Source organism: Bacillus sp. FMQ74 (genome assembly GCF_001875785.1).
GTDB classification, from domain to species: Bacteria; Bacillota; Bacilli; order Bacillales; family Bacillaceae; genus Bacillus; species Bacillus stercoris.
Genome location: NZ_MOEO01000001.1, coordinates 414,428 through 434,553 on the forward strand (window position 1 = coordinate 414,428; position 20,126 = coordinate 434,553).

Sequence of the window (20,126 nt, forward strand, 5' to 3'; positions counted from 1 at the left end):
ACAGGAGAGCGGAGCGTGCACAAGCGCGTTCAATCAAGGTGGTACCACGGAAACCCATTTCGTCCTTATGAATCAGGATGAAATGGGTTTTTTTATTGTAGAAGAGCCGCGGAGGAGAATAAATGAAAAAGCAAAGAATAGTAGTGAAAATAGGAAGCAGTTCGCTCACGAATAGCAAAGGGAGCATTGATGAAGCAAAAATCAGAGAGCATGTTCAGGCCATTTCCGTGTTAAAAAAAGCGGGACATGAAATGATTCTGATTACCTCGGGAGCCGTAGCGGCGGGGTTTTCAAGCCTCGGTTATCCGTCCCGCCCCGTTACCATCAAAGGTAAACAGGCGGCGGCCGCGGTCGGACAAACACTGTTAATGCAGCAATATATGAATCAATTTAAACAATACTCATTGACTCCGGGACAAATCCTTTTAACGAGAAATGATTTTTCGAAAAGAGAACGATATCGAAACGCGTATGCTACGATAATGGAATTATTAGAACGGGGCGTCATTCCGATTATCAACGAGAACGATTCTACATCTGTTGAAGAATTGACTTTCGGAGATAATGATATGCTTTCTGCGTTAGTCAGCGGATTGATTCACGCAGACCAGCTTATGATTCTCACTGACATCAACGGACTGTATGATGCCAATCCGAATGAAAATCCTGAGGCGAAACGATTTGATTATTTGCCGGAGATCACGCCTGAATTGCTTGGATATGCAGGTTCAGCCGGATCAAAGGTCGGCACCGGCGGAATGAAATCAAAGCTGTTAGCTGCACAAACCGCTCTGTCTCTGGGAGTGAAAGTGTTCATTGGAACAGGCAGCGGGGCGCAAAAACTTGCGGACATTTTGGACGGGAGGGGAGATGGCACTTATATCGGAGACAAAGAACTATCTTCGGTCAACAACACGAGGCAGTGGATTCAGTTCCACTCTCCGATATCTGGAGAAATTATCATTGATGCGGGTGCCGAAGAGGCGATGATCCATAACGGAAGCAGTCTGCTGCCCGCTGGCGTTGTGGGCGTGAACGGAAGCTTTCCGAAAGGGGCGGTTGTGGAAGTCAGGGGACCGGGCGGCGTGATCGGCAAAGGCCAAACTCATTACTCCTCCGAGGAGATTATGGAGGCCAAAGGCAAACGAAGTGACGAACTTGATTTTGAGAAAACGTTTGAGGTTATTCATAGGAATGACTGGGTCAATGTAAAAGACTAGGAGGCGGAAAAATGAGTGAAGTTTCTGTAAAAGCGAAGCAGGCGAAAGAAGCAGCAGCCGAAATGATCATGAAAACAACAGTTGAGAAGGATGAGGCGCTCAGTCTCATTGCAAACGGACTCCGTAAAGAACTGGATTTTCTCTTGGCGGAGAATGCAAAAGACATTGAGAACGGAAAAGAGAATGGTTTAACACCGGACATCATTGACCGTCTCACGCTGGATGAGAAACGTATACGCGATATCGCGGACGCGGTGGAGCTCTTAATCGGCTTAGCGGACCCGGTCGGCGACTCTCTTGAAACGATTGAAAAAGAAAACGGCCTGTTTATTGAAAAAATCCGTGTGCCGCTCGGTGTCGTAGGAATGATTTATGAGGCGAGGCCAAATGTCACAGTTGATGCGGCTACCCTTTGCCTGAAGACAGGGAACGCGGTTGTTCTGCGGGGGAGCTCCTCAGCCATCCACAGCAACAAAGCGCTCGTCAGTGTCATTCACAGAGCACTTGAGCAATCAGCGCTTCCGATTCACGCTGTGCAGCTGATTGAGGATACGAGCAGAGAGACAGCAAAAGAGCTTTTTACGTTAAATGATGGCTTAGACGTATTGATTCCGCGCGGTGGCAAGAAACTGATTGATCTCGTTGTAAGAGAATCAACAGTTCCTGTATTAGAAACGGGAGCGGGAAACTGCCACATATTCATTGACGAAACGGCTAAACCGCAAATGGCAGAAAAGGTCGTCGTAAATGCCAAAACGCAGCGTCCTTCCGTATGCAACGCGATTGAATCATTGCTGATTCACAAGGCATGGGCAAGACAGCACGGGAAAGAATTGCTGACTCAGCTGGAAAACGCGGGAGTTGAAATTCGCGGTGATGAACTTGTATGTGAACTTCACCCTTCAAGCAAACAAGCATCAAAAGAAGATTGGGAAACCGAATTTTTAGCGCCTGTCCTCAGCGTAAAGACGGTTGAGAACGTCCAAGAAGCTGTGAAGCATATCCAACAATACGGCACCAATCATTCTGAAGCGATATTAACTGAAAATGACAAAAATGCGGCTTATTTTCAAACGGCTGTCGATGCTGCCGCTGTCTACCATAACGCGTCAACCCGTTTTACTGATGGCTTTGAATTCGGCTACGGAGCCGAAATCGGCATCAGCACGCAAAAGCTTCATGCAAGAGGGCCAATGGGGCTTCCTGCACTGACTTCTACTAAATACATCATTAAAGGTACTGGGCAAATCCGTGAATAGCGGGGCAATGTTCAATGAAAAAGCTTATCTCATTACGAGATAAGCTTTTTTAAATGTGAAAAGTTGACACGCCAAATTTAATTGTGTACAATTCAATTGTATAAAATACATTGGGGGATGAAAAATGAGTCAGCCATTATTTACAGCAACTGTTTCAGCGGTAGGAGGAAGAGAAGGAAAGGTCATTTCATCAGACCGCGTTCTTGAACTTGATGTCGCAATGCCGGGGACACCGAGAGCCAAGAAATTAGAAAAAGCGACAAATCCAGAGCAGCTGTTTGCAGCAGGTTATGCAGCTTGCTTTGACAGCGCCCTGCAGCTTGTCGCAAGAACTGAACGGGTAAAAGTAGAGACAGAGGTTACAGCGAATGTTAGCCTGTTAAAGGATGAAGCGGACCAGGGCTACAAGCTGGGTGTGACGCTGCAGGTAAAAGGAGAAGGAGTCAGTGCGTCAGAATTGGAGACGCTTGTGAAAAAAGCGCACGGCGTCTGCCCGTATTCAAAAGCAACCTCCGGAAATATTGATGTGACGCTTGAAGTTGCTGAATAAATAAAAAGAGGATGCCTTGTACAAGGCATCCTCAATTTTTTTGATGAAGTGTTTCCAGCAATGTGTATAGAGCGGACTTTAACTGATTGAGATCTTCTCCAGATAGTTTTGAGAGCCCTAGAATCGTCTCTGGAATGTCAACCGCTTTATCCTTTAATAACGCTCCATCCTCTGTCAGGCTGATCAACACGGACCGCTCATCCTCTTCAGATCTTTTTCTCGTAATCAAACCCTGTTGTTCCATTCGTTTAAGCATCGGAGTGAGCGTTCCTGAATCTAAATACAGCTGTTCGCCCATTTTTTTGACAGTAAGCGTTTCGTGTTCCCATAACAAAAGCAAAGCCAAATATTGAGGGTATGTTATATTCAGCTTATCAAGCAGCGGCTTGTATTGCTTTGTCATTTCCCGCGAACTCGCATATAGCAAAAAACAAAGCTGATTCTCCAATTTCATATGATCAAATTTATTTTCCATTTTGTTCACCAACTCTTTTTGTCATTCGATTCTATTGTATCTGAAAAACTTCACTTTTCCTATTCTCGGCAAACATAGCATGTTTAAAAAGATCAGAAAGGGAAATATAACAACTAGATATAAATAAGGAGGCTGAATACAAATGGCATTATTTACAGCAAAAGTAACCGCGCGAGGCGGACGGGCAGGACATATTACATCAGATGACGGTGTTCTTGATTTTGATATTGTGATGCCAAACGCGAAAAAAGAAGGACAAACTGGCACCAATCCGGAACAGCTCTTTGCGGCAGGGTACGCTGCATGCTTCGGCGGCGCGCTCGAACATGTGGCCAAAGAGCAAAATATTGAAATTGATTCGGAGATTGAAGGGCAGGTCAGCCTCATGAAGGATGAGAGCGACGGCGGCTTTAAAATCGGTGTCACACTTGTTGTGAACACGAAAGATTTAGACCGGGAAAAGGCACAAGAGCTTGTCAACGCCGCTCATGAATTCTGCCCTTATTCCAAGGCAACTAGAGGAAATGTTGATGTGAAACTAGAATTAAAATAATAACCGGCATCCTGAGACTCTCAGGATGTTTTTTTGTGTGGAGTGGGTGTGATTTTTTCGAGGTCTGAAACATGTCTTATAAATGGATTCAGACTTATGCATGATGAATTGACGCGGAACGGGATAGGGGTGGGCACAGATTATTGATAAAATGTCAGAGAAGCGATCACAGCGTTTGAAGCCTGAAAAGTTACAGGTGAAGCGGGCGGCTGGTGCGATGTCAGCCGTGCTGAATTGCGCGTATATGACTGCTGTTTTGGATTTGCACAGGGCATAGCGGCTACTAGGAGAAATAACAAAGAATCAGGCCGTACATGCCTGATCCTTTTAATATTCTTTCTTATTGGCTAAATTCCGCCATACTTGAAACGGGGATAAATGCTCTGTCAGAGTCACTTGATAAAAGGGAATTGTTCTTTCTTCAGCGGGTTTATCAATTTCTTCATAAATGAATGAATCATCAAACCCGGCTTCGGCAGCGTCTGTATGCTCCGCTGCATAGAAAACGGCTTTCGGCCGGGCCCAGTAGATGGCGCCCAAGCACATTGGGCATGGTTCACAGCTCGTATACAAAATGCAGTCATCAAGCTGGTATGCTCCTAAGACCTTGCAGGCGTTCCGAATAGCTGTAACTTCCGCGTGGGCAGTCGGATCATTGCTTGTTGTGACGTTGTTCTGGCCCTCTGCAATAATGGCTCCGTCTTTCACGATAACGGCTCCAAAAGGCCCGCCGATTCCTGCATTCACTCCTTCACATGCGAGAGTGACAGCCCGTTTTAAGAACGTTTCATGATTCATCCCAATCCCTCCTGTCAATAGAGTGTTATTAGTATAGCCGAAAAGAATGCAAAGAACATTCTTAAAAAAGTGCAAAATAAACAAAGTATTTGGGGGATTTGCTAAAATAAGAAACCGATTGTGGCTGTATTATAGAAAAAAACCATCTGCATTTGGCAGATGGTTTTTTCAAATTATACTAGCTGTGTCTGCTGTGCTCTTGCCTGTTTTGCAGCCTCAACCATGTTTTTCAATGCGGCAACCGTTTCTTCCTGCTGTCTTGTTTTCAATCCGCAGTCCGGATTTACCCAGAAGCGGTCAGTCGGACAGACGGCAAGCGCATCAACGATAATATTGTACATTTCTTCAGTTGACGGCACACGAGGGCTGTGAATGTCATATACACCAAGGCCAAGCCCTTTCAAATACGGGTGGTCTTTTAAGTAATCTAAAAATCCTCCGTGGCTTCTGCTATGTTCGATTGTAATCACATCGGCATCAAGATCATTGATCGTATCAACGATATCTTCGAAGTTGCTGTAGCACATATGTGTATGAATCTGTGTCTCGTTTTTCACGGAAGAAGTGGTTAATCTGAATGCTTCTGCCGCCCAAATCAAATACTCATCCCAATCGCGGGTTTTCAATGGAAGGCCTTCACGCAGCGCTGGTTCATCAACCTGAATGATTTGGATGCCTGCGTCTTCAAGCGCTTTAACTTCTTTGCGAAGGGCAAGCCCGATTTGGAAGGCGATTTCTTTTCTCGAAATGTCGTTTCGAGGGAAAGACCAGTTTAAGATTGTAACAGGTCCCGTCAGCATTCCTTTCACATGCTTGGAAGTCAATGACTGTGCATAAACTGTGTCTTTCACTGTCATCGGTTCAATAAATTCAACATCTCCGTAAATGACTGGCGGGCGGACACAGCGTGAACCGTATGATTGAACCCAGGCATATTTAGTGAAGGCGAAACCGGCCAGCTTTTCACCGAAGTATTCGACCATGTCTGTCCGTTCAAATTCGCCGTGAACAAGGACATCAAGCTCCAATTCTTCTTGAATATCAATCCATCTTTTTGTTTCGGCATTGATAAAGTTTTGATACTGTTCATCGGACCACTCAGCTTTCCGCCATTTTTGGCGCGCGCTTCGCACTTCAGCAGACTGAGGGAAGCTGCCGATCGTTGTCGTCGGTAAAAGCGGCAGGCCGAGAGATTCATTTTGCAGGGCTAAACGTTCTTCAAACGGAAGCGGGCGCTTGAAGTCTTTATCGGTTAATTGCTCAAGCTCTTTCTTTTGTTCAGAATTGGCGCCTGTTGCAAACTGTTTAAGCGCCTGGATATCAGCCTTAGTCTGCTGAATCTCTTCGCTGATCGCCGCTTTTCCTGATACTAATCCTTCTTTCAATGCTGTCAGCTCGGCCAGCTTTTCTTTTGCGTAGGATAATCCGTTCAATAGATCTGTTTCCAAGTGCTCATCGGGGTGTTTCGCTACTGGAACATGCAGCAGGCTGCTGGAAGGCTGAATCCACAGTTCATCAACTTTTGCAACGCTGAGAATATCAAGAACGGCATCGAGACGCTCTTCAAGATCTGCTTTCCAAATATTGCGTCCGTCGATAACGCCGGCTGCCAGCACTTTGTCTGTCGGAAAGCCATGTGTTTTGAGCTGTTCCAGGTTTCTCCCTTTATCGTGAACGAAATCAAGGCCAATTCCCTGAACAGGGTAGGTGATCAGCTCTTCATAAGCATCAACTGAATCAAAATACGTCTGCAAAAGCACATTCAAGGATGAAAGTTCACTTGTAATGCTTTCAAATAATTCTTTTGCACCGCGGACATCTTCACTAGAGGCGGTAACGAGCGCTGGCTCATCGATTTGAACCCATTTTACGCCTTCTTCTTCAAGCTCTTTCAAAAGCTGTACATATAATGGCACAAGGCGTTTTTGGATCGCTTTTGCTTCAGACGGTTCATAGCCTTTAGCAAGTGTAACAAATGTATAAGGACCGACAATCACAGGCTTTGTTTCAACACCGTATACCTCTTTGATACGGCGATAATCTTCGAGCTGTTTATTTCTTGTCAGACGGAACTCAATGCTCTCGTCATATTCCGGAACGATGTAATGGTAATTTGTATTAAACCATTTTGTCATTTCACTAGATACAGCGTCTTTGATTCCGCGGGCGATAGCAAAGTATGTATCGGTAGCGTCAGTCAAATGTCTGAATCGTTTCGGGATCCAGTTGAAGCTGACGGCTGTGTCGAGTACATGGTCATACTGTGTGAAATCAGAAACAGGCACAACATCAATCTGCTGGTCAATTTGTGTTTTTACTGCGGATAAAAATAGTTCGTCAATTTGCTTCAAAAACGTATCTTTATCAGTACTGCCTTTCCAATACGCTTCAAGTGCTTTTTTCCATTCCCGGTTCAGTCCGATTCTCGGAAATCCTAAATTCGATGTTTTGATGGTTGTCATTGTTTCTCCTCCTTTATATGTAAAACACTCTCTTTAACCCGCGGATACAGGCTGCTAAGAGGTTTTCTCACAACAAAAAGCCTCTTTCCCATGAGAGAAAGAGGCTTTTCTACGTAAAACACTGCCTCTCTCATCTCTCAGATACAATCTGATGGAATTAGCACCGTGCCTTATGAGACATCAGTCTCGGCGCGAAAAGCAGTGCGCCCCATTTCACAATGGTATTACGGTCGGTTGCTGTTGGGGTCAAAAGGCCAATCCCTCGCCCAACTCTCGATAAGAGAAAATGTTATTAATTTTTTGAAAAGTTGAATCATTTGTTGGTAATCTTAACAGTAATTCAAATTCATTGTCAACATAGAATTTGAAATTTTTATTTACATGATGTGGTGCATATTATTTAAGAAAAATAATTTTATAGGGTCAACAAATGTGATTGCTCTGCTTTTTCTGCGAGCTCATCAGGAGCTGTTAAATACAGGAATCCATTGCCTGCCAGCGTTTTTGCAATATCAAGAGGAAGTGTCCTGCGGATTAGCTGTGCGAAAACCTCAGATTCTGAAAGCTTTCTTTGAAATGATTCTTCTTCATAGCTTTTGATTAAAGCAAGCGCACCGCTGACATGAGGGGCAGCCATTGAAGTGCCGGTAAGCTTACCGTACTTCTTGTTGGGAAGGGTGGATAAGATGTTTTCACCTGGTGCCACAAGGTCAATCTCTTTATTCGCGTTAGAAAATTCTGATAATTCTCGTGCTACAGAAACAGATCCAACTGCAATCACTTCATTATAAGCCGCAGGGTAGGAAAGCTCTTCAGTGCGTTCGTCGCCGTCCCCCTCATTTCCTGCTGCACACACGACAAGCACTCCGTTTTTGACCGCGTTTTTCACGGCTTCTTCCAGCTCAGGCACATCACTTGGTCCGCCAAGGGACATTGAGATGATATCGACTTTCTGTTCCACCGCGTAGTTAATGCCGTTGATGATCCATTCGTATTGTCCGCTGCCGTTCTCGCCGCCAAGAACCTTCACAATCAATAGGCTTGCCTCAGGCGCGACTCCGGCAATGCCTCCGTTTGAATCATTAGCTGCAATCGTTCCGGCGACGTGTGTGCCGTGTCCGTTGTAGTCAGAAATCGCATCTTCCTTGCCGCCATCGTCATCCGTAAAGTTCTTTCCGCCGATGATTTGATTTTTTAAATCAGGGTGGCTTGTGTCGCAGCCCGTGTCCAATACAGCAACTTTAATATTTTTGCCTTTTACCCCTTTTGCCCACATTTCTGGCGCCTTAATCACTTTAATGCCCTCAGGAAGCTCGTTTACATCCATGATCTGCTCATTTGTCACGTACGGGATCAAGCGGATTTCACCATTCATAAAAAAGCCCTCCTTTTTTATGCTTTCAAGTGGATTCAAGGGTGTTGCCTCATATTATATGAAAAAAACAACCGATCGGACAGAGCCATTTGAAGCATTTTGAAAAAATAGGATACACACCAAAGAATTAGTAATCTTCAAAATATTGGATGGCTTCGGCATGTATGACTGGGATTCAACTGTAAGTCAAGTTATAATAGTGTTGGGGAAAGGAGCAGTGTCATGAAACTGAATGAAAAATTATATGCATTTTTTTCAGAGCATGTGGAACAAATGGCCGAGGAATGGATTGAAACGATGGAGGAAAGTGATCCGAATTCGCTTTACGCCCTACATAATGCAACAGTAACAGAAGAATTAAAAGAGCAGGACAGAGAATTTTACCGGCATCTGAATTACATGTATGTTTTACCGGAAAAACAATTTCTTGAAGAATTTCAAGAATGGGTCATTGAGCTGACGAACGATCAAAAACATCTCGACACACCGGTTCAGTATGTCATTCGGGAGTTTATGAGAAACCGGAGATTATATACGAAGTATTTTGAGAAGTTCGCAGAAGAAAATGAGTCAGCGTTTGAACCGGGTGAGAAGCAAAAATGGGCTGATTTGATTGTAAAAGTATTTGATTTCACCATTTATACATTCGTTGATCACGCTGAAATGAATGCTAAGCAGCAATTAAACGCCCAGAGAGAAATGATATTGGAATTAAGCTCACCTGTCATTACCCTGAGCAAATCAACAGCTCTGCTGCCGCTTGTCGGTGACATTGATACCGAACGGGCCAAGTTTATTCTGGAAAACACGCTTCAAGCTTGTGCAAAAAGACGCGTGGAGCATCTGTTAATCGATCTGTCGGGTGTTGTGGTAGTGGATACGATGGTGGCGCACCAGATTTTTAAATTGATTGAGGCGCTCAATCTGATCGGTGTCCGGTCAACCCTGTCAGGAATCAGGCCTGAAATTGCGCAAACCGCTGTACAGCTGGGAATTGATTTTTCGAATATTACCATTAAAACCAATCTTGCTCAAGCATTAAACTATCATCAATAAAAAAATCCGCTATCTGTGATAGCGGATTTTTTTATGATGCGAAACATAAAGATACGAGAAAAGATCCCGCGAATAATAAGAGGACGAGGCAAAAGAACACCCAGTCGCGCCGGTTCACGCTTAATGTCCTGTAATATGTCCTGTTTCTGCTTCCTGTAAAACCTTTCGATTCCATCGCAAGCGCTGTCCGTTCCGCTTTTCTGATGGCGCTTGCCAATAGCGGTATGGTATAGCGTTTTAACGCGCTGATTTTATTAATGAAGCCGCTCTCCGCCGCTCCTCCTCTGATTTTATGAGCCTGCTGAATCAGCTGGACTTCATCCTTTAACAGCGGAAGAAAGCGAAAGCCTGCAATGACACCGTACGCGAGCTTTGGTGAGAGCCTGCACTGCTGGACAAGGCTCAGCATAAATAAAATCGGATCGGTCGTAAAAACAAACATCATCGATAAGGCGGAAAAGCACAAAATACGAAACCCGAGAGAGATGCCGACAGACACATTATCGCTGTTAATGGAGATAGGGCCTGCTTGAAACAAAAAATTATCCGGTGTTGTCGGCACCTTTCCAAAAACTGCGGCTGTCCACACGCATCCGAATGCTAAAATCAAAAACGGAATCGTAAACAACAACCATTTTTTCAATGGGATTCCGGCCGCCAGTAAAACGCCCGCGACGATGATGATATAAAAACATGCCGGAGTGTAAGGATTGTAAATAAACGACAGCATGACGACACAACAAAAAACCGCCGCCGCTTTTACCGTTGGATTAATGAGTTGTAACGGCTGCTTCATCGCGCACCTCCCCTTGATATGCCATCCATTCATATAGAAGGGGAAGGGTGAGCTTTGCTTTTTGGACAAGCCCTGTTTCTAGAGAAAACAACTGCGCTGGAGATCCGTCAAAGGCCAAGCCCGTATCATGAAGCACAAGCACACTGTCAGCATACGAAGAGACTAGCTCCATATCGTGTGTAATCATGAGGACGGCGGTTCCCTCTGCCTTAATGCGCTGAATCATTTCCATACATTCAGCCGCGGTGCGGGCGTCCTGGCCAAAGGTTGGTTCGTCTAATAATAAAATCTTTACGTCATGCATGAGCATGGTAGCAACGCTCAGTCGCCGTTTTTGCCCTTGGCTGATCGCAAACGGATGATGATCAGCCAAATGCGCAAGATCGAAACGATACAGCAGGTGTTGCGCTTTTTTCTCAGTTTCAGCATTTACCTTCTGGCCGAACAGCAGCTCATCATACACCGTATCGGTGACGAATTGATGTTCAGGGTTTTGAAAAACAAAACCCATTCGTTTTCGCAATTCTTTTTCTTTATATTTCTGCAGCGGCTGATCAAATAGAAGAATTTTGCCGCTTTGCGGTTTCATAAGACGGGCCAGAACAGATAAGAGCGTCGATTTTCCAGTGCCGTTCGGGCCGACAAGCGCCGTCAAAGAGCCTTCGCGCAATGAAAAGCTGATGTCTTCGAAAATCGTTTGTTGTCCTCTCGCGAACGAAAGGCTGCGGACTTCGAGCACACTCTTTCCAGAAGGAGTTTCCTTCTTTTCAGCACGCCCGGCAGGAAAGGGCTCTTTGAACAGCATTTCTTTTGATAAAGTAAACGGCATACTCATCTTTTCCTGCAGATGACAGACCTTTGGAATTGCGACGCCCAATTTCTTTATTGTCTCCGCTTCGTGCTGAAATAGATCTTTCGTCAGACCATCCAGCGCTTTTTGCCCTGATTTATCGAGCACGATCGTTCTCTCAATCCAAGGCGCCCATTCATCAAGCTGATGCTCAATGACGAGGAGGCTGAAACCTTTTTCCCGCTGAAGGTCTTTCATCAATTGAACGAATTCCCGCGCTGAGAAAGGGTCTAAAAGAGAAGTCGGCTCATCTAAAATAATAAGCTCAGGCTCCATCGCCAAAATACAGGCGAGAGCCACTTTCTGCTTCTGTCCTCCTGAAAGGGTGGATATCGTTTTTTCTTTTAAATGGGGAATACGTAATTTTTCTAATACGGCATTGATTCTCTCTGTCATTTCTTCTTTTGGAATCTGCTGATTTTCGAGCCCGAAAGCGATTTCGTCCTCCACCGTCAGCATGCAGAACTGCTGATCAGGATCCTGAAAAACGACCCCGGCATGCTGAGCAAACGTTTCGGAGGTTTCAGCGTTTGTGACCGGCTTTTGAAATAGAAATACATGTCCGGACTGAATGCCGTCGCAAGCCTCCGGATATAGACCGTTTAAACAAAGGGTGAGCGAGCTTTTACCGCACCCGCTCGGTCCTAGCAATAAAACACATTCTCCTTTTTCAAGCTCAAACGAAATGTTTTGAAAAACCGGTTTCTCGTCTTCTTCATAAGAGAAGCTGAGCTGGTCAACTGTCAGAAGCTCATCAAAGGCTTGCATGTTCTGACGCCCGCTTCCGTTTCTTTTTCAGTTCCTTTCCGAGTGCCATTCCGTTTAACACACCTGTATAAGCGAGAGAGTCGCTGACAGCTTTTCCGAGAAGCCCCGCCAAAAGCGCGCCGGAAATGAGGCGGATCACAAGCATAATGAGCAGATAACCCGGTGAATAGGCTGCATAGCCAGAAACAAAGAGATCATAGATAAAGCTGGCTACTGAAGACCCCATACCGGCCAGCATAAGGACAGGGAGAGAGTATGCTTTCCAGCGTGTTGCAAGGAATACAGCCTCAGCCCCGAGTCCTTGAACAATGCCGATGACGATGACCATCGGGCCAGACGGATTTCCCAGCAGGCACTCAACGAGAGCGGCAATGATTTCAGAAACGAGCGCCGCACCCGGTTTTCGAATCATGTATGCGGCGATGACCGAAACGATAAACCAAATGCCGTAAATCGGTTCATAGGCGATTGGCCCAAACATACCTGCAAGCACGTTTCCGAAGTGTGTAAATAATAAATAAACAACGGCAAATACGATACTGATAACGGACATGATGACAATTTCTTTTACTTTCCAGCTTTTCATGTTATCCCTGCTTTCTGTTTTTTCTTGATGGACTGTTAGCCGAAAGATTCACAGTCATGGTGATGTGGTTTGTTTGCTGCTCAGCCATGCGGAAAACGGCTTCCAATGTGCTGAATACGTCATGCGCATCCCCGTCAAGCTCGCTCGCGTAATGGACACCCTGTACAAAAGTGCCTTGGGCTTTTGCGATGTCGACAGCCTTCATAATCAATCCCATATAATCCGGCTCATTCATTGGATAAAGCGCAAATTGGCACGGCGCTTCCGCGTTCAAGCCTCGGACAGCATCTTCATTGGCACGCTTATCGTCTGTGAAAAGATATGTATCTCCCTGGGTGTCGCCCGGGCACCCAATGGAAAACGTGCCGCTCATGACGATGTGTTTTTCGCTGTTTGCTGCATAAAGGTAAATGGCTTTTGCAGCATCGAATACATGATCAATCGATCCGCGTAACACCGTGCTGATATGGTCGGTTTTCGTCCAAACATTGGATGTATCTGTTTTTTTCAGCGCAGACTTGATCACACTGATAAAATCATCCGTCATCGGATATAAAGAGAAGCGAAAACCGGCGATTCTGCTTGTACCGCAAATATGCTCCATTTCTAAAAGCCTCCTGTTTTTTGGATAAAATAAAAAACTGCATATCCTAAGGGAATATGCAGTCATAGATCGATTAAGCGCACAAAAAAATACACCATTCGGTCAACCTGCACTTCCCCACGCTAGTATTATCCAGATCGGGTCATAAGGGATCAAAACGCGTTTCTCACGCGTTTTATCTCAGCCAAAACAGCACCCCTAGTGCTTACCGTATACAATTTTTTATTTTGACATCATAATAGATGATAAGAATCATTTTGTAAACAACGAAATCATTTTTTTCATATAGGGACAGGAGAGGATGATCACATTTGGACAAAGGACACATATTATGGAACCGTAACAGAAAGTAAGCTTGACGAAGATGACGGTGCTTACATCTATGAAATTGAAATCCAAACGAAACAAGGAACTGAGACAGAATTTGAAATTTCCGCAAAAGATGGCCGCATGATCAAAACTGAGATAGATGACTATTCAAACCCCCGCTGCAGGGGGGGTTTTCATGATAAGAAACCCTTTTTTGGACAATCTAAGTAGAAAAGGAGGCGAAACGCATGGAAAAGAAAGAGGAGCAATACATCAATCAGGCTGAATATGTCCCTCATCCGACGAAGGAAGGAGAGTATGCCTTATTTCTTCATGAAACGTATCATTTGCTTTCTGAAGATGACGAGACACAAACAACAGAATAAGGGCTTAGGCCCTTGTTTTGTTCCGTAATTGTGATGTAAGCGCATTTATTACTTTTTTGAGTTGACACAGCTTGTTTTTTTCTGTAATCTCAGTGTGTCAATTCAATTAGGAACTTCGTTAGGTGAGGCTCCTGTATGGAGATACGCTGCTGCCCAAAAATGTCCAAAGACGCCAATGGGTCAACAGAAATCATCGACATAAGGTGATTTTTAATGCAGCTGGATGATTGTCCTATGCCATACAGTGCTAAAGCTCTACGATTGAAGGCGCCCGCACGCTTTTTTTGACGTGCTTCTTTCACCTTCAATCCTGAAGGCTTTTTTTATGCCTTTAAAACGAAACCAATCAAAGGAGGTGCGGAGTATGGATTCTCCCCATTCGAGTCAATCTGAAGAAGTACCCATATACTATGACAACAAGGCAATTGATTACACGATGAGGAGACGAACTGCCGCACCTTCTGGCGAGGCCGGCACGTCTCCGTAGAGGAGGTACGAGTCCGATGGTTCAAAACATGACTTATGACGAACTCATTTTACGCATCATTATTTTATTGCGAGACGGGAAAATCAGGGATTTCAGAAGTGTTATTGATGAGCTTCAGCCCTATGACATGGCATTTATTTTTAAAGAAATGCCGGAAAAACACCGCGCCCGCTATTTATCTTATTTAACTGTAGACGATATCACTGATATGATCGGGGAGCTGGAACGCGAATTTCAGCTTGTCGTCTTAAATAAAGTCGGAAAAACAAAAGCAACACTGGCGATGAACAAAATGGACAACGATGACCTCGCTCAATTGCTTGAAGAAATGGACGAAGAACTGAAGGAGCAGCTTTTGTCCAGCATGGAAGCGGCAGAGTCAAAAGCTGTACAGCTCTTGATGAATTATCCGGCTGATTCAGCGGGACGCATGATGACAAACCGGTATGTGTGGATTCCTCAGCATTACACGGTAAAAGACGCGGTCGTCAAACTGAAAAGCTTCGCTGAAATCGCTGAATCAATCAACTACTTATATGTTATTAATGAAAGCAAACAGCTGGTTGGGGTTCTTTCCTACCGCGATTTGATCCTGGGCGAACCTGAAGAAAAGGTGCAGGATTTAATGTTTACCCGCGTCATATCAGCAGATGCTCTTCAGGATCAGGAAGAAGTTGCCCGCCTGATTGAACGTTACGATTTCTTGGCAATACCGGTGGTAGAAGAAAACAACGTGCTTGTCGGCATCGTAACGGTCGATGATATTATCGACGTCGTTATTCGGGAAGCTGATGAGGATTACGAAAAATTTGCCGCTTCCGGTAAAGATATCACCTTTGACACAAAAGCTTACGTGGCGGCATACCGGCGCCTGCCATGGCTGATTTTACTCTTGTTTATCGGGCTGATTTCAGGAAGCATTATCAGCTATTTTGAGGATGCGCTGAAGCAGGTTGTCGCGCTTGCGTTTTTCATGCCGATGGTGTCAGGGATGACAGGAAATACGGGAACACAATCTCTCGCGGTTGTCATCAGAGGCTTGTCTAAAGAAGAAATGAACAAAAAAACGATTGTGCGACTGATCTTCCGGGAGTTCAGAACAAGTATTTTTATCGGAGCGGTTTGTTCTGTGCTAATCGCGATTGTCTCCATCATATGGCAGGGGAATGCGCTTTTGGGATTTGTAGTCGCCTCTTCACTGTTCTTAACCTTAATCATCGGCACGATGTCAGGAACGATTATCCCTATTATTTTGCACAAACTGAAAGTAGACCCGGCGATTGCTTCTGGACCGCTGATTACAACGTTAAACGATATTTTATCTTTATTAATCTACTTTGGCATTGCCACTGCATTCATACACTCATTATAAACATAAAAAGTCCGTCTCAACTGCGAGCCGGACTTTTATCATTTAACGGTTTTTGTACCGAAAGTGAGCATTAAGCTGCCCCTCCAGCATTTTTTTCCGCACTTGCGGATCGTTTTTTAACATCTGTTCTTTTTTGCGCATATCCTTTAAAATCTCTGCCGTCTGTACACCGTCTTCACGCTTATTGGCGATATCCATCAGCCGCTCCACATCGGCAAAGGAGTATTTTCTTGTCCCCCTTGAAGAACGCTGCGGGTAAATGAGCTTTCGTTCCTCATAATACCTGATCTGTCTTACGGACAATCCTGTCAATTCACTCACAATTCCGATTGAAATCACTTTTTTGTCTTTATAAGAATGATCTTCTGTGGTCATTTTTCCACCCCTGGATGTCTTTTGATAATAGTATATAAAAAACAAAGAGAAAAAACCTGACGCTTGTCATATTTTCTAACATCAAATAGAAGATTTTTGAAAAAATGCGGAAGAAAAATTAACAAGAATAATGCGTAACACACAAGCGCGTTTTATCCTTTATGTAACGAACAAACGAGGAGGAAGGATAATCATGGAGGAAGAAAAAGCGGTCTCACTGGCAAAAGAAATTATCGAGTTGGATATCAAGCGTGATGAAATGCTGGAGACGTTTATGCAGCTTGCCGGAGAACAGGCTTTTCAATTATTAAGATCCGTTCAAAACGGACGGTACCGTAAATCTTCGTAAACATAAATTCTTTACATTAGATTCATACCACGTTCATTTAAATAGAGTATCTTTTGTATAGGATACCTCAAAATGAAGGAGGACGCTATGAGTAATTTATTGAAATCCGCTTTAGAAAAAGAACGAAGCCATTATTCTGAAAAACTCTATCAAATTGGAGTTTATAATAAAGAGGTCATGAACAAAATGACGATTTCTGAGCTTCGGAAAGAATATGCTTATTTCTTTCGAAGCATTACAAATCACAGAAATTATCCTTATACAAGATAATGTATAAGGATTTTTTTACTTTTAGAAGGAATTTCTCGAATTATAGCGAATACGTATAGTAAGGGACTGAACTCTTATTATATGTAAGGGTTTTCATTATTTTTTTATAAAAATCCTATATACGAGGTAGATATGATGAGATTATCGTTTAACGAAGAAGAAGTTGAGCGTGCGATGAATTTGTACAGAGTTTTTGCAAGGGCTTTCAAAAGTGTGTCCGAACATAGTATCCGTGATAGCAAAGAGCACGGTTTTAATCCCACTGAATTTGCTGTACTGGAGCTCCTGTACACAAGAGGCCCGCAAAAATTACAGCAAATTGGGTCGAGACTTCTGCTTGTAAGCGGAAACGTCACATATGTTATTGACAAACTAGAAAGAAACGGGTTTTTAGTAAGGGAGCAGGACCCGAAAGATAAACGCTCCGTTTACGCACATTTAACTGACAAGGGAAATGAGTATTTGGATAAAATTTATCCGATTCATGCACTGCGTATTGCGAGAGCGTTTTCAGGCCTTTCGCCTGATGAACAGGACCAGCTGATCGTCCTGCTCAAGAAAGCAGGCATACACAGTCAGCATTTGCTGTTTCGTTAACGACTCTACACTCTCTTTCTGGAGAGTGTTTTTTTGTTTTATAGGATTCTTTTTAAAACATCTTCAATCTTCCTGTCAGACATTTCACCAAGATATCCATTGACGTTTGTTTTATATTTCTTCATCTGTTCATTTGATTGAAAAAATACCGCAAAACGCTCTTCTGCTTTTTGTACATCCCAGTTTCTTATATCTATGACAAGCTTCCTTTCATTTAAAAGGTTCAAATTCATTTCCTCCTGGCCCGGCAGTGCATGATAAATAAATACGGGGAGCTGCTTCTGTAAGCATTCACTGATGGTCACGCCTCCGGGTTTTGTCATGATGCCTGTCGCCTGTTCGTACAAACGGTTCATCTCTGCTTTGCTGTGAAGGTAAGGAATCGCCTCAATTAAAGGGTGGTGTAAACTTTTGACATAGCAGTAGAGCTTTTCGTTTCTGCCGCATAATATTTTGTATAAGATCTTTCCGCCTGGCGACAGTTTCTGCACCCATTTTAACATTCCCCCAACCCCCATACTGCCCCCTGTGATGATGATGGTATATGGCGGATGGTGCTGCAAGGTATCTGCTGATTCCATTTCAAACATTCGGTGAACTGGAATGCCGGTCAAGTATATGTTGTTCTGATCGATCCCCTCTGATATGAGCTGATTCTTTACTTCCATGCTCGGAACAAAATGGTAATCAATATTCTTCCGTCCCCATAATTGATTCACGAAAAAATCAGTGTATACATTCACAACCGTCAGATCTGGATATTCAGGCTTTAGCCGGTCCAGCAGATAAGAAGGCAGCGCATGTGTGCAGAAGGCGATATCAGGCTGTTTTTCTTGGAGGATGTGCCTCATTTGTTGTGTGAACAGCCATTCGTACATGGAATATCGTTTGTCATGCTGATATTCTCCGCAGGCGAGTAGCCTGTAAATGCCGCTGTACGTTTTCGGAAAATATTGAATCCATTTTAAATAAGCCACGGAGGACAGTTTTTCTAACCGCCTATACGCATGTGAAAAGATATCAATGTTCTCAGCTGCAAGCCCCTGAGACTCCAATTCAGCCTGCAATGCATCAGCGACATGATGATGGCCGGTGGAAATGCTTAAAAAAGGAAAAATAAGAATGTTTTTCATGACAGTCCTCCCAAAAAAATATGGCAACTATATTTTGGGGAGAACGCTCACAAAATATAAGGGTGTTTTTGATCATAAGGAAGGTGAAGAGATGAAAACCTGTTTCCTTTCCATTTGGAGAATGGTTGACCCAATTTATTTCTTTTTTTCAAGGCTAAGCTTGATTGACAAAGAGCAAAAAAGCGTTTTTCGAGTCAGGCTGACGAAGTATAAAGGACATCATGTCGTGCTGAGCGACGGAACGCATATTAGAAAAAATGATGTGCTCGTTAAAATCCATCTGCACAATATTAAACTGATAAGAGAACTGCAAAGCATTGAGAGTACGGTCAGAAAAGGAATCATTATTTATCAGAAAGTATATCAATCAATGCCGCTTCTTCTTGACTATATCAACAATCATAAAAAAAGCGAGAAAATCAAAGGGATCATTGGGATTACGATGCTTGACAGAGGTGTGAAAAGGCTCGGCTTTGATGTGATTACCCCGGTGAACCCTTTTTACAGATGCTTTAAAAAAATGTCCCATGTGCCGATTTTATATTTGACTTCAAAGCCTGTGAGCTTGCGGCATTTACCGAATTCATCCTATTTGTTTATCTCAAAAGAAAAGCTGCAGAAAACCTATCAAAAAAAAGACTGATGCCACGGTCAGCACAGTCTTTTTTGCTTAAATCTGATGAAATGTCACTTCAGGGCGGCTTCCGACACGGATATTTACGCCAGTTTGTCCCAAGCCTTCACTGATATAAAATGGCTTATCGTGATGATAATGAAGACCTTTAATCATGTTCATGCGCACGAGTTTGCCCATTTTCACCAAATGATACGGTTTTGGCCAGTGGATTTGCCCGCCGTGAAAATGGCCTGACAGCAGGTAATCATAATGAACATCTTTCATATCCAGAATAATATTTGGATCATGTGTTAGTACAAGATGATAGCCGTTTTCCAGACTTTGATAAGAGCCGGTAATATTACTGCGATTCGTACTGTAATCATCAATGCCAATTATATTGATTGGCCCTGCAGCCGTATCGATTCGAACATGTTCATTTTGAAGCGTGATACAGTCGTTTTCCTCTAAAACACGCTTCAGCCTCTGAAAGTCCTCTTCTTTCAATACATAATCGTGGTTACCGAACACCGCGTACATTCCATATGCAGGCTTCAGCTTTTGCAAGGCATTCAAATAAGCTGCCAGCTTCGGAATATTACGTTTCCGATCAAGAAAATCCCCGGTAAGAGCAATGATGTCCACAGGCTGATCTTTTGTTAAATGATACAGCTCCTCAGGTGAGACTGAAATGTTTTCCAAGTGAAGATCTGATAAATGAAGGATATTTAATTTTTTTCTGGCTGGAAGGCCGTCTTTTTGGTCGATTGAAATGGTGTTAACCTTCACATCTTTTGTATTGCGGTTCGCTTTATATAGAAATGGCACAAATACGAGTATGGCCAATGAAAGTAAGATTGTAAACAAAATATATCCCCTC

Annotated in this window: 22 protein-coding genes, 2 pseudogenes and 3 riboswitches; of the genes and pseudogenes, 13 read left to right on the forward strand and 11 right to left on the reverse strand. The window is 43.7% G+C overall.

Annotation, left to right across the window (positions count from 1 at the left end; genetic code table 11):
- Positions 1 to 122 precede the first annotated feature (122 nt).
- The 3 genes from proB to BLL41_RS02265 all read left to right on the forward strand — a co-directional run bounded on the left by proB (position 123) and on the right by BLL41_RS02265 (position 3,029).
- The gene (gene proB / locus BLL41_RS02255) at positions 123 to 1,220 is read left to right on the forward strand and encodes a glutamate 5-kinase (RefSeq protein WP_015715761.1); all 1,098 of its coding nucleotides are present in this window, start codon (positions 123 to 125) and stop codon (positions 1,218 to 1,220) included.
- A gap of 11 nt (positions 1,221 to 1,231) precedes the next feature.
- Positions 1,232 to 2,479 (forward strand): glutamate-5-semialdehyde dehydrogenase, encoded by a 1,248-nt coding sequence (gene proA / locus BLL41_RS02260; RefSeq protein ID WP_071576651.1) that lies wholly within the window; start codon positions 1,232 to 1,234, stop codon positions 2,477 to 2,479.
- 124 nt (positions 2,480 to 2,603) lie between these two features.
- The gene (locus BLL41_RS02265; protein WP_071576652.1) at positions 2,604 to 3,029 is read left to right on the forward strand and encodes an organic hydroperoxide resistance protein; all 426 of its coding nucleotides are present in this window, start codon (positions 2,604 to 2,606) and stop codon (positions 3,027 to 3,029) included.
- Between the two features lie 31 nt (positions 3,030 to 3,060).
- Here BLL41_RS02265 and ohrR read toward each other — a convergent pair whose 3' ends face one another.
- Entirely contained in the window at positions 3,061 to 3,504 is a 444-nt protein-coding gene (gene ohrR / locus BLL41_RS02270; RefSeq protein WP_071576653.1) for an organic hydroperoxide resistance transcriptional regulator OhrR, read from the reverse strand.
- A 142-nt stretch (positions 3,505 to 3,646) separates the two neighbouring features.
- On the opposite strand from ohrR, the gene ohrB reads away from it, so the two are divergent.
- Positions 3,647 to 4,057 (forward strand): organic hydroperoxide resistance protein OhrB, encoded by a 411-nt coding sequence (ohrB, locus tag BLL41_RS02275; RefSeq protein WP_003232570.1) that lies wholly within the window; start codon positions 3,647 to 3,649, stop codon positions 4,055 to 4,057.
- 327 nt (positions 4,058 to 4,384) lie between these two features.
- Here ohrB and guaD read toward each other — a convergent pair whose 3' ends face one another.
- The 3 genes from guaD to isp form a co-directional block, all read right to left on the reverse strand.
- Positions 4,385 to 4,855: a guanine deaminase gene (guaD, locus tag BLL41_RS02280; RefSeq protein ID WP_071576654.1), complete on the reverse strand. Its 471-nt coding sequence runs from the start codon at positions 4,853 to 4,855 to the stop codon at positions 4,385 to 4,387.
- A gap of 173 nt (positions 4,856 to 5,028) precedes the next feature.
- The gene (gene metE, locus BLL41_RS02285) at positions 5,029 to 7,317 is read right to left on the reverse strand and encodes a 5-methyltetrahydropteroyltriglutamate--homocysteine S-methyltransferase (RefSeq protein ID WP_071576655.1); all 2,289 of its coding nucleotides are present in this window, start codon (positions 7,315 to 7,317) and stop codon (positions 5,029 to 5,031) included.
- Positions 7,318 to 7,444: 127 nt separating this feature from the next.
- Positions 7,445 to 7,600, reverse strand: a riboswitch (SAM riboswitch).
- A 132-nt stretch (positions 7,601 to 7,732) separates the two neighbouring features.
- Entirely contained in the window at positions 7,733 to 8,692 is a 960-nt protein-coding gene (gene isp, locus BLL41_RS02290) for a serine protease Isp (RefSeq protein ID WP_014479598.1), read from the reverse strand.
- A 222-nt stretch (positions 8,693 to 8,914) separates the two neighbouring features.
- On the opposite strand from isp, the gene rsbRB reads away from it, so the two are divergent.
- Positions 8,915 to 9,748 (forward strand): RsbT co-antagonist RsbRB, encoded by an 834-nt coding sequence (gene rsbRB / locus BLL41_RS02295; protein ID WP_003232560.1) that lies wholly within the window; start codon positions 8,915 to 8,917, stop codon positions 9,746 to 9,748.
- A 31-nt stretch (positions 9,749 to 9,779) separates the two neighbouring features.
- Here the strand turns inward: rsbRB and thiX are convergent, their stop codons facing one another.
- The 4 genes from thiX to thiU are packed head-to-tail and all read right to left on the reverse strand — an operon-like array spanning position 9,780 to position 13,352.
- Positions 9,780 to 10,544 carry an HMP/thiamine ABC transporter permease ThiX gene (gene thiX / locus BLL41_RS02300; protein ID WP_071576656.1) on the reverse strand — a complete coding sequence of 255 codons (765 nt, stop codon included), beginning with the start codon at positions 10,542 to 10,544 and terminating at the stop codon, positions 9,780 to 9,782.
- Entirely contained in the window at positions 10,519 to 12,162 is a 1,644-nt protein-coding gene (locus tag BLL41_RS02305; RefSeq protein WP_071576657.1) for an ABC transporter ATP-binding protein, read from the reverse strand. The genes thiX and BLL41_RS02305 overlap by 26 nt, the downstream gene beginning before the upstream one ends.
- Positions 12,149 to 12,748: an ECF transporter S component gene (locus BLL41_RS02310; RefSeq protein ID WP_003232554.1), complete on the reverse strand. Its 600-nt coding sequence runs from the start codon at positions 12,746 to 12,748 to the stop codon at positions 12,149 to 12,151. Before BLL41_RS02310 ends, BLL41_RS02305 begins: the two co-directional genes overlap by 14 nt.
- A gap of 1 nt (position 12,749) precedes the next feature.
- On the reverse strand, positions 12,750 to 13,352 hold the full coding sequence (thiU, locus tag BLL41_RS02315; RefSeq protein WP_071576658.1) for an HMP/thiamine ABC transporter substrate-binding protein ThiU: 603 nt from the start codon (positions 13,350 to 13,352) through the stop codon (positions 12,750 to 12,752).
- 97 nt (positions 13,353 to 13,449) lie between these two features.
- A riboswitch (TPP riboswitch) is annotated at positions 13,450 to 13,562 on the reverse strand.
- A gap of 123 nt (positions 13,563 to 13,685) precedes the next feature.
- Between thiU and BLL41_RS22495 the strand changes: the two are divergent.
- From BLL41_RS22495 to mgtE, 4 genes and pseudogenes are all read left to right on the forward strand, one after another.
- Positions 13,686 to 13,826: pseudogene (locus tag BLL41_RS22495) on the forward strand (PepSY domain-containing protein); the annotation flags it as partial.
- Positions 13,827 to 13,909: 83 nt separating this feature from the next.
- Positions 13,910 to 14,047 carry a transcriptional regulator SplA domain-containing protein gene (locus BLL41_RS02325; protein ID WP_003218541.1) on the forward strand — a complete coding sequence of 46 codons (138 nt, stop codon included), beginning with the start codon at positions 13,910 to 13,912 and terminating at the stop codon, positions 14,045 to 14,047.
- A 107-nt stretch (positions 14,048 to 14,154) separates the two neighbouring features.
- Positions 14,155 to 14,320, forward strand: a riboswitch (M-box (ykoK) riboswitch).
- 91 nt (positions 14,321 to 14,411) lie between these two features.
- On the forward strand, positions 14,412 to 14,534 hold the full coding sequence (locus BLL41_RS22955) for a hypothetical protein (RefSeq protein WP_041521309.1): 123 nt from the start codon (positions 14,412 to 14,414) through the stop codon (positions 14,532 to 14,534).
- A gap of 16 nt (positions 14,535 to 14,550) precedes the next feature.
- Positions 14,551 to 15,906: a magnesium transporter gene (gene mgtE / locus BLL41_RS02340; RefSeq protein ID WP_071576659.1), complete on the forward strand. Its 1,356-nt coding sequence runs from the start codon at positions 14,551 to 14,553 to the stop codon at positions 15,904 to 15,906.
- A 42-nt stretch (positions 15,907 to 15,948) separates the two neighbouring features.
- On the opposite strand, the gene BLL41_RS02345 is transcribed toward mgtE, so the two are convergent.
- Positions 15,949 to 16,281 (reverse strand): MerR family transcriptional regulator, encoded by a 333-nt coding sequence (locus tag BLL41_RS02345; protein ID WP_003232541.1) that lies wholly within the window; start codon positions 16,279 to 16,281, stop codon positions 15,949 to 15,951.
- Positions 16,282 to 16,474: 193 nt separating this feature from the next.
- Here BLL41_RS02345 and BLL41_RS02350 point away from each other — a divergent pair, with 193 nt between their 5' ends.
- The 3 genes from BLL41_RS02350 to BLL41_RS02360 all read left to right on the forward strand — a co-directional run bounded on the left by BLL41_RS02350 (position 16,475) and on the right by BLL41_RS02360 (position 17,497).
- Positions 16,475 to 16,630 carry a hypothetical protein gene (locus tag BLL41_RS02350; protein ID WP_052438165.1) on the forward strand — a complete coding sequence of 52 codons (156 nt, stop codon included), beginning with the start codon at positions 16,475 to 16,477 and terminating at the stop codon, positions 16,628 to 16,630.
- 87 nt (positions 16,631 to 16,717) lie between these two features.
- Positions 16,718 to 16,900 (forward strand): stress response protein YkoL, encoded by a 183-nt coding sequence (ykoL, locus tag BLL41_RS02355; protein WP_071576660.1) that lies wholly within the window; start codon positions 16,718 to 16,720, stop codon positions 16,898 to 16,900.
- Between the two features lie 132 nt (positions 16,901 to 17,032).
- Positions 17,033 to 17,497, forward strand: coding sequence for a MarR family winged helix-turn-helix transcriptional regulator (locus BLL41_RS02360; protein WP_003232536.1), 465 nt, complete (start codon positions 17,033 to 17,035; stop codon positions 17,495 to 17,497).
- A gap of 15 nt (positions 17,498 to 17,512) precedes the next feature.
- Here the strand turns inward: BLL41_RS02360 and BLL41_RS02365 are convergent.
- Positions 17,513 to 18,630, reverse strand: a pseudogene (locus BLL41_RS02365) (MGDG synthase family glycosyltransferase); the annotation flags it as partial.
- A gap of 91 nt (positions 18,631 to 18,721) precedes the next feature.
- On the opposite strand from BLL41_RS02365, the gene BLL41_RS02370 reads away from it, so the two are divergent.
- On the forward strand, positions 18,722 to 19,273 hold the full coding sequence (locus BLL41_RS02370; RefSeq protein ID WP_071576922.1) for a YkoP family protein: 552 nt from the start codon (positions 18,722 to 18,724) through the stop codon (positions 19,271 to 19,273).
- 27 nt (positions 19,274 to 19,300) lie between these two features.
- Here the strand turns inward: BLL41_RS02370 and BLL41_RS02375 are convergent, their stop codons facing one another.
- Positions 19,301 to 20,113 carry a metallophosphoesterase gene (locus BLL41_RS02375; protein WP_071576662.1) on the reverse strand — a complete coding sequence of 271 codons (813 nt, stop codon included), beginning with the start codon at positions 20,111 to 20,113 and terminating at the stop codon, positions 19,301 to 19,303.
- Between the last annotated feature and the right edge of the window lie 13 nt (positions 20,114 to 20,126).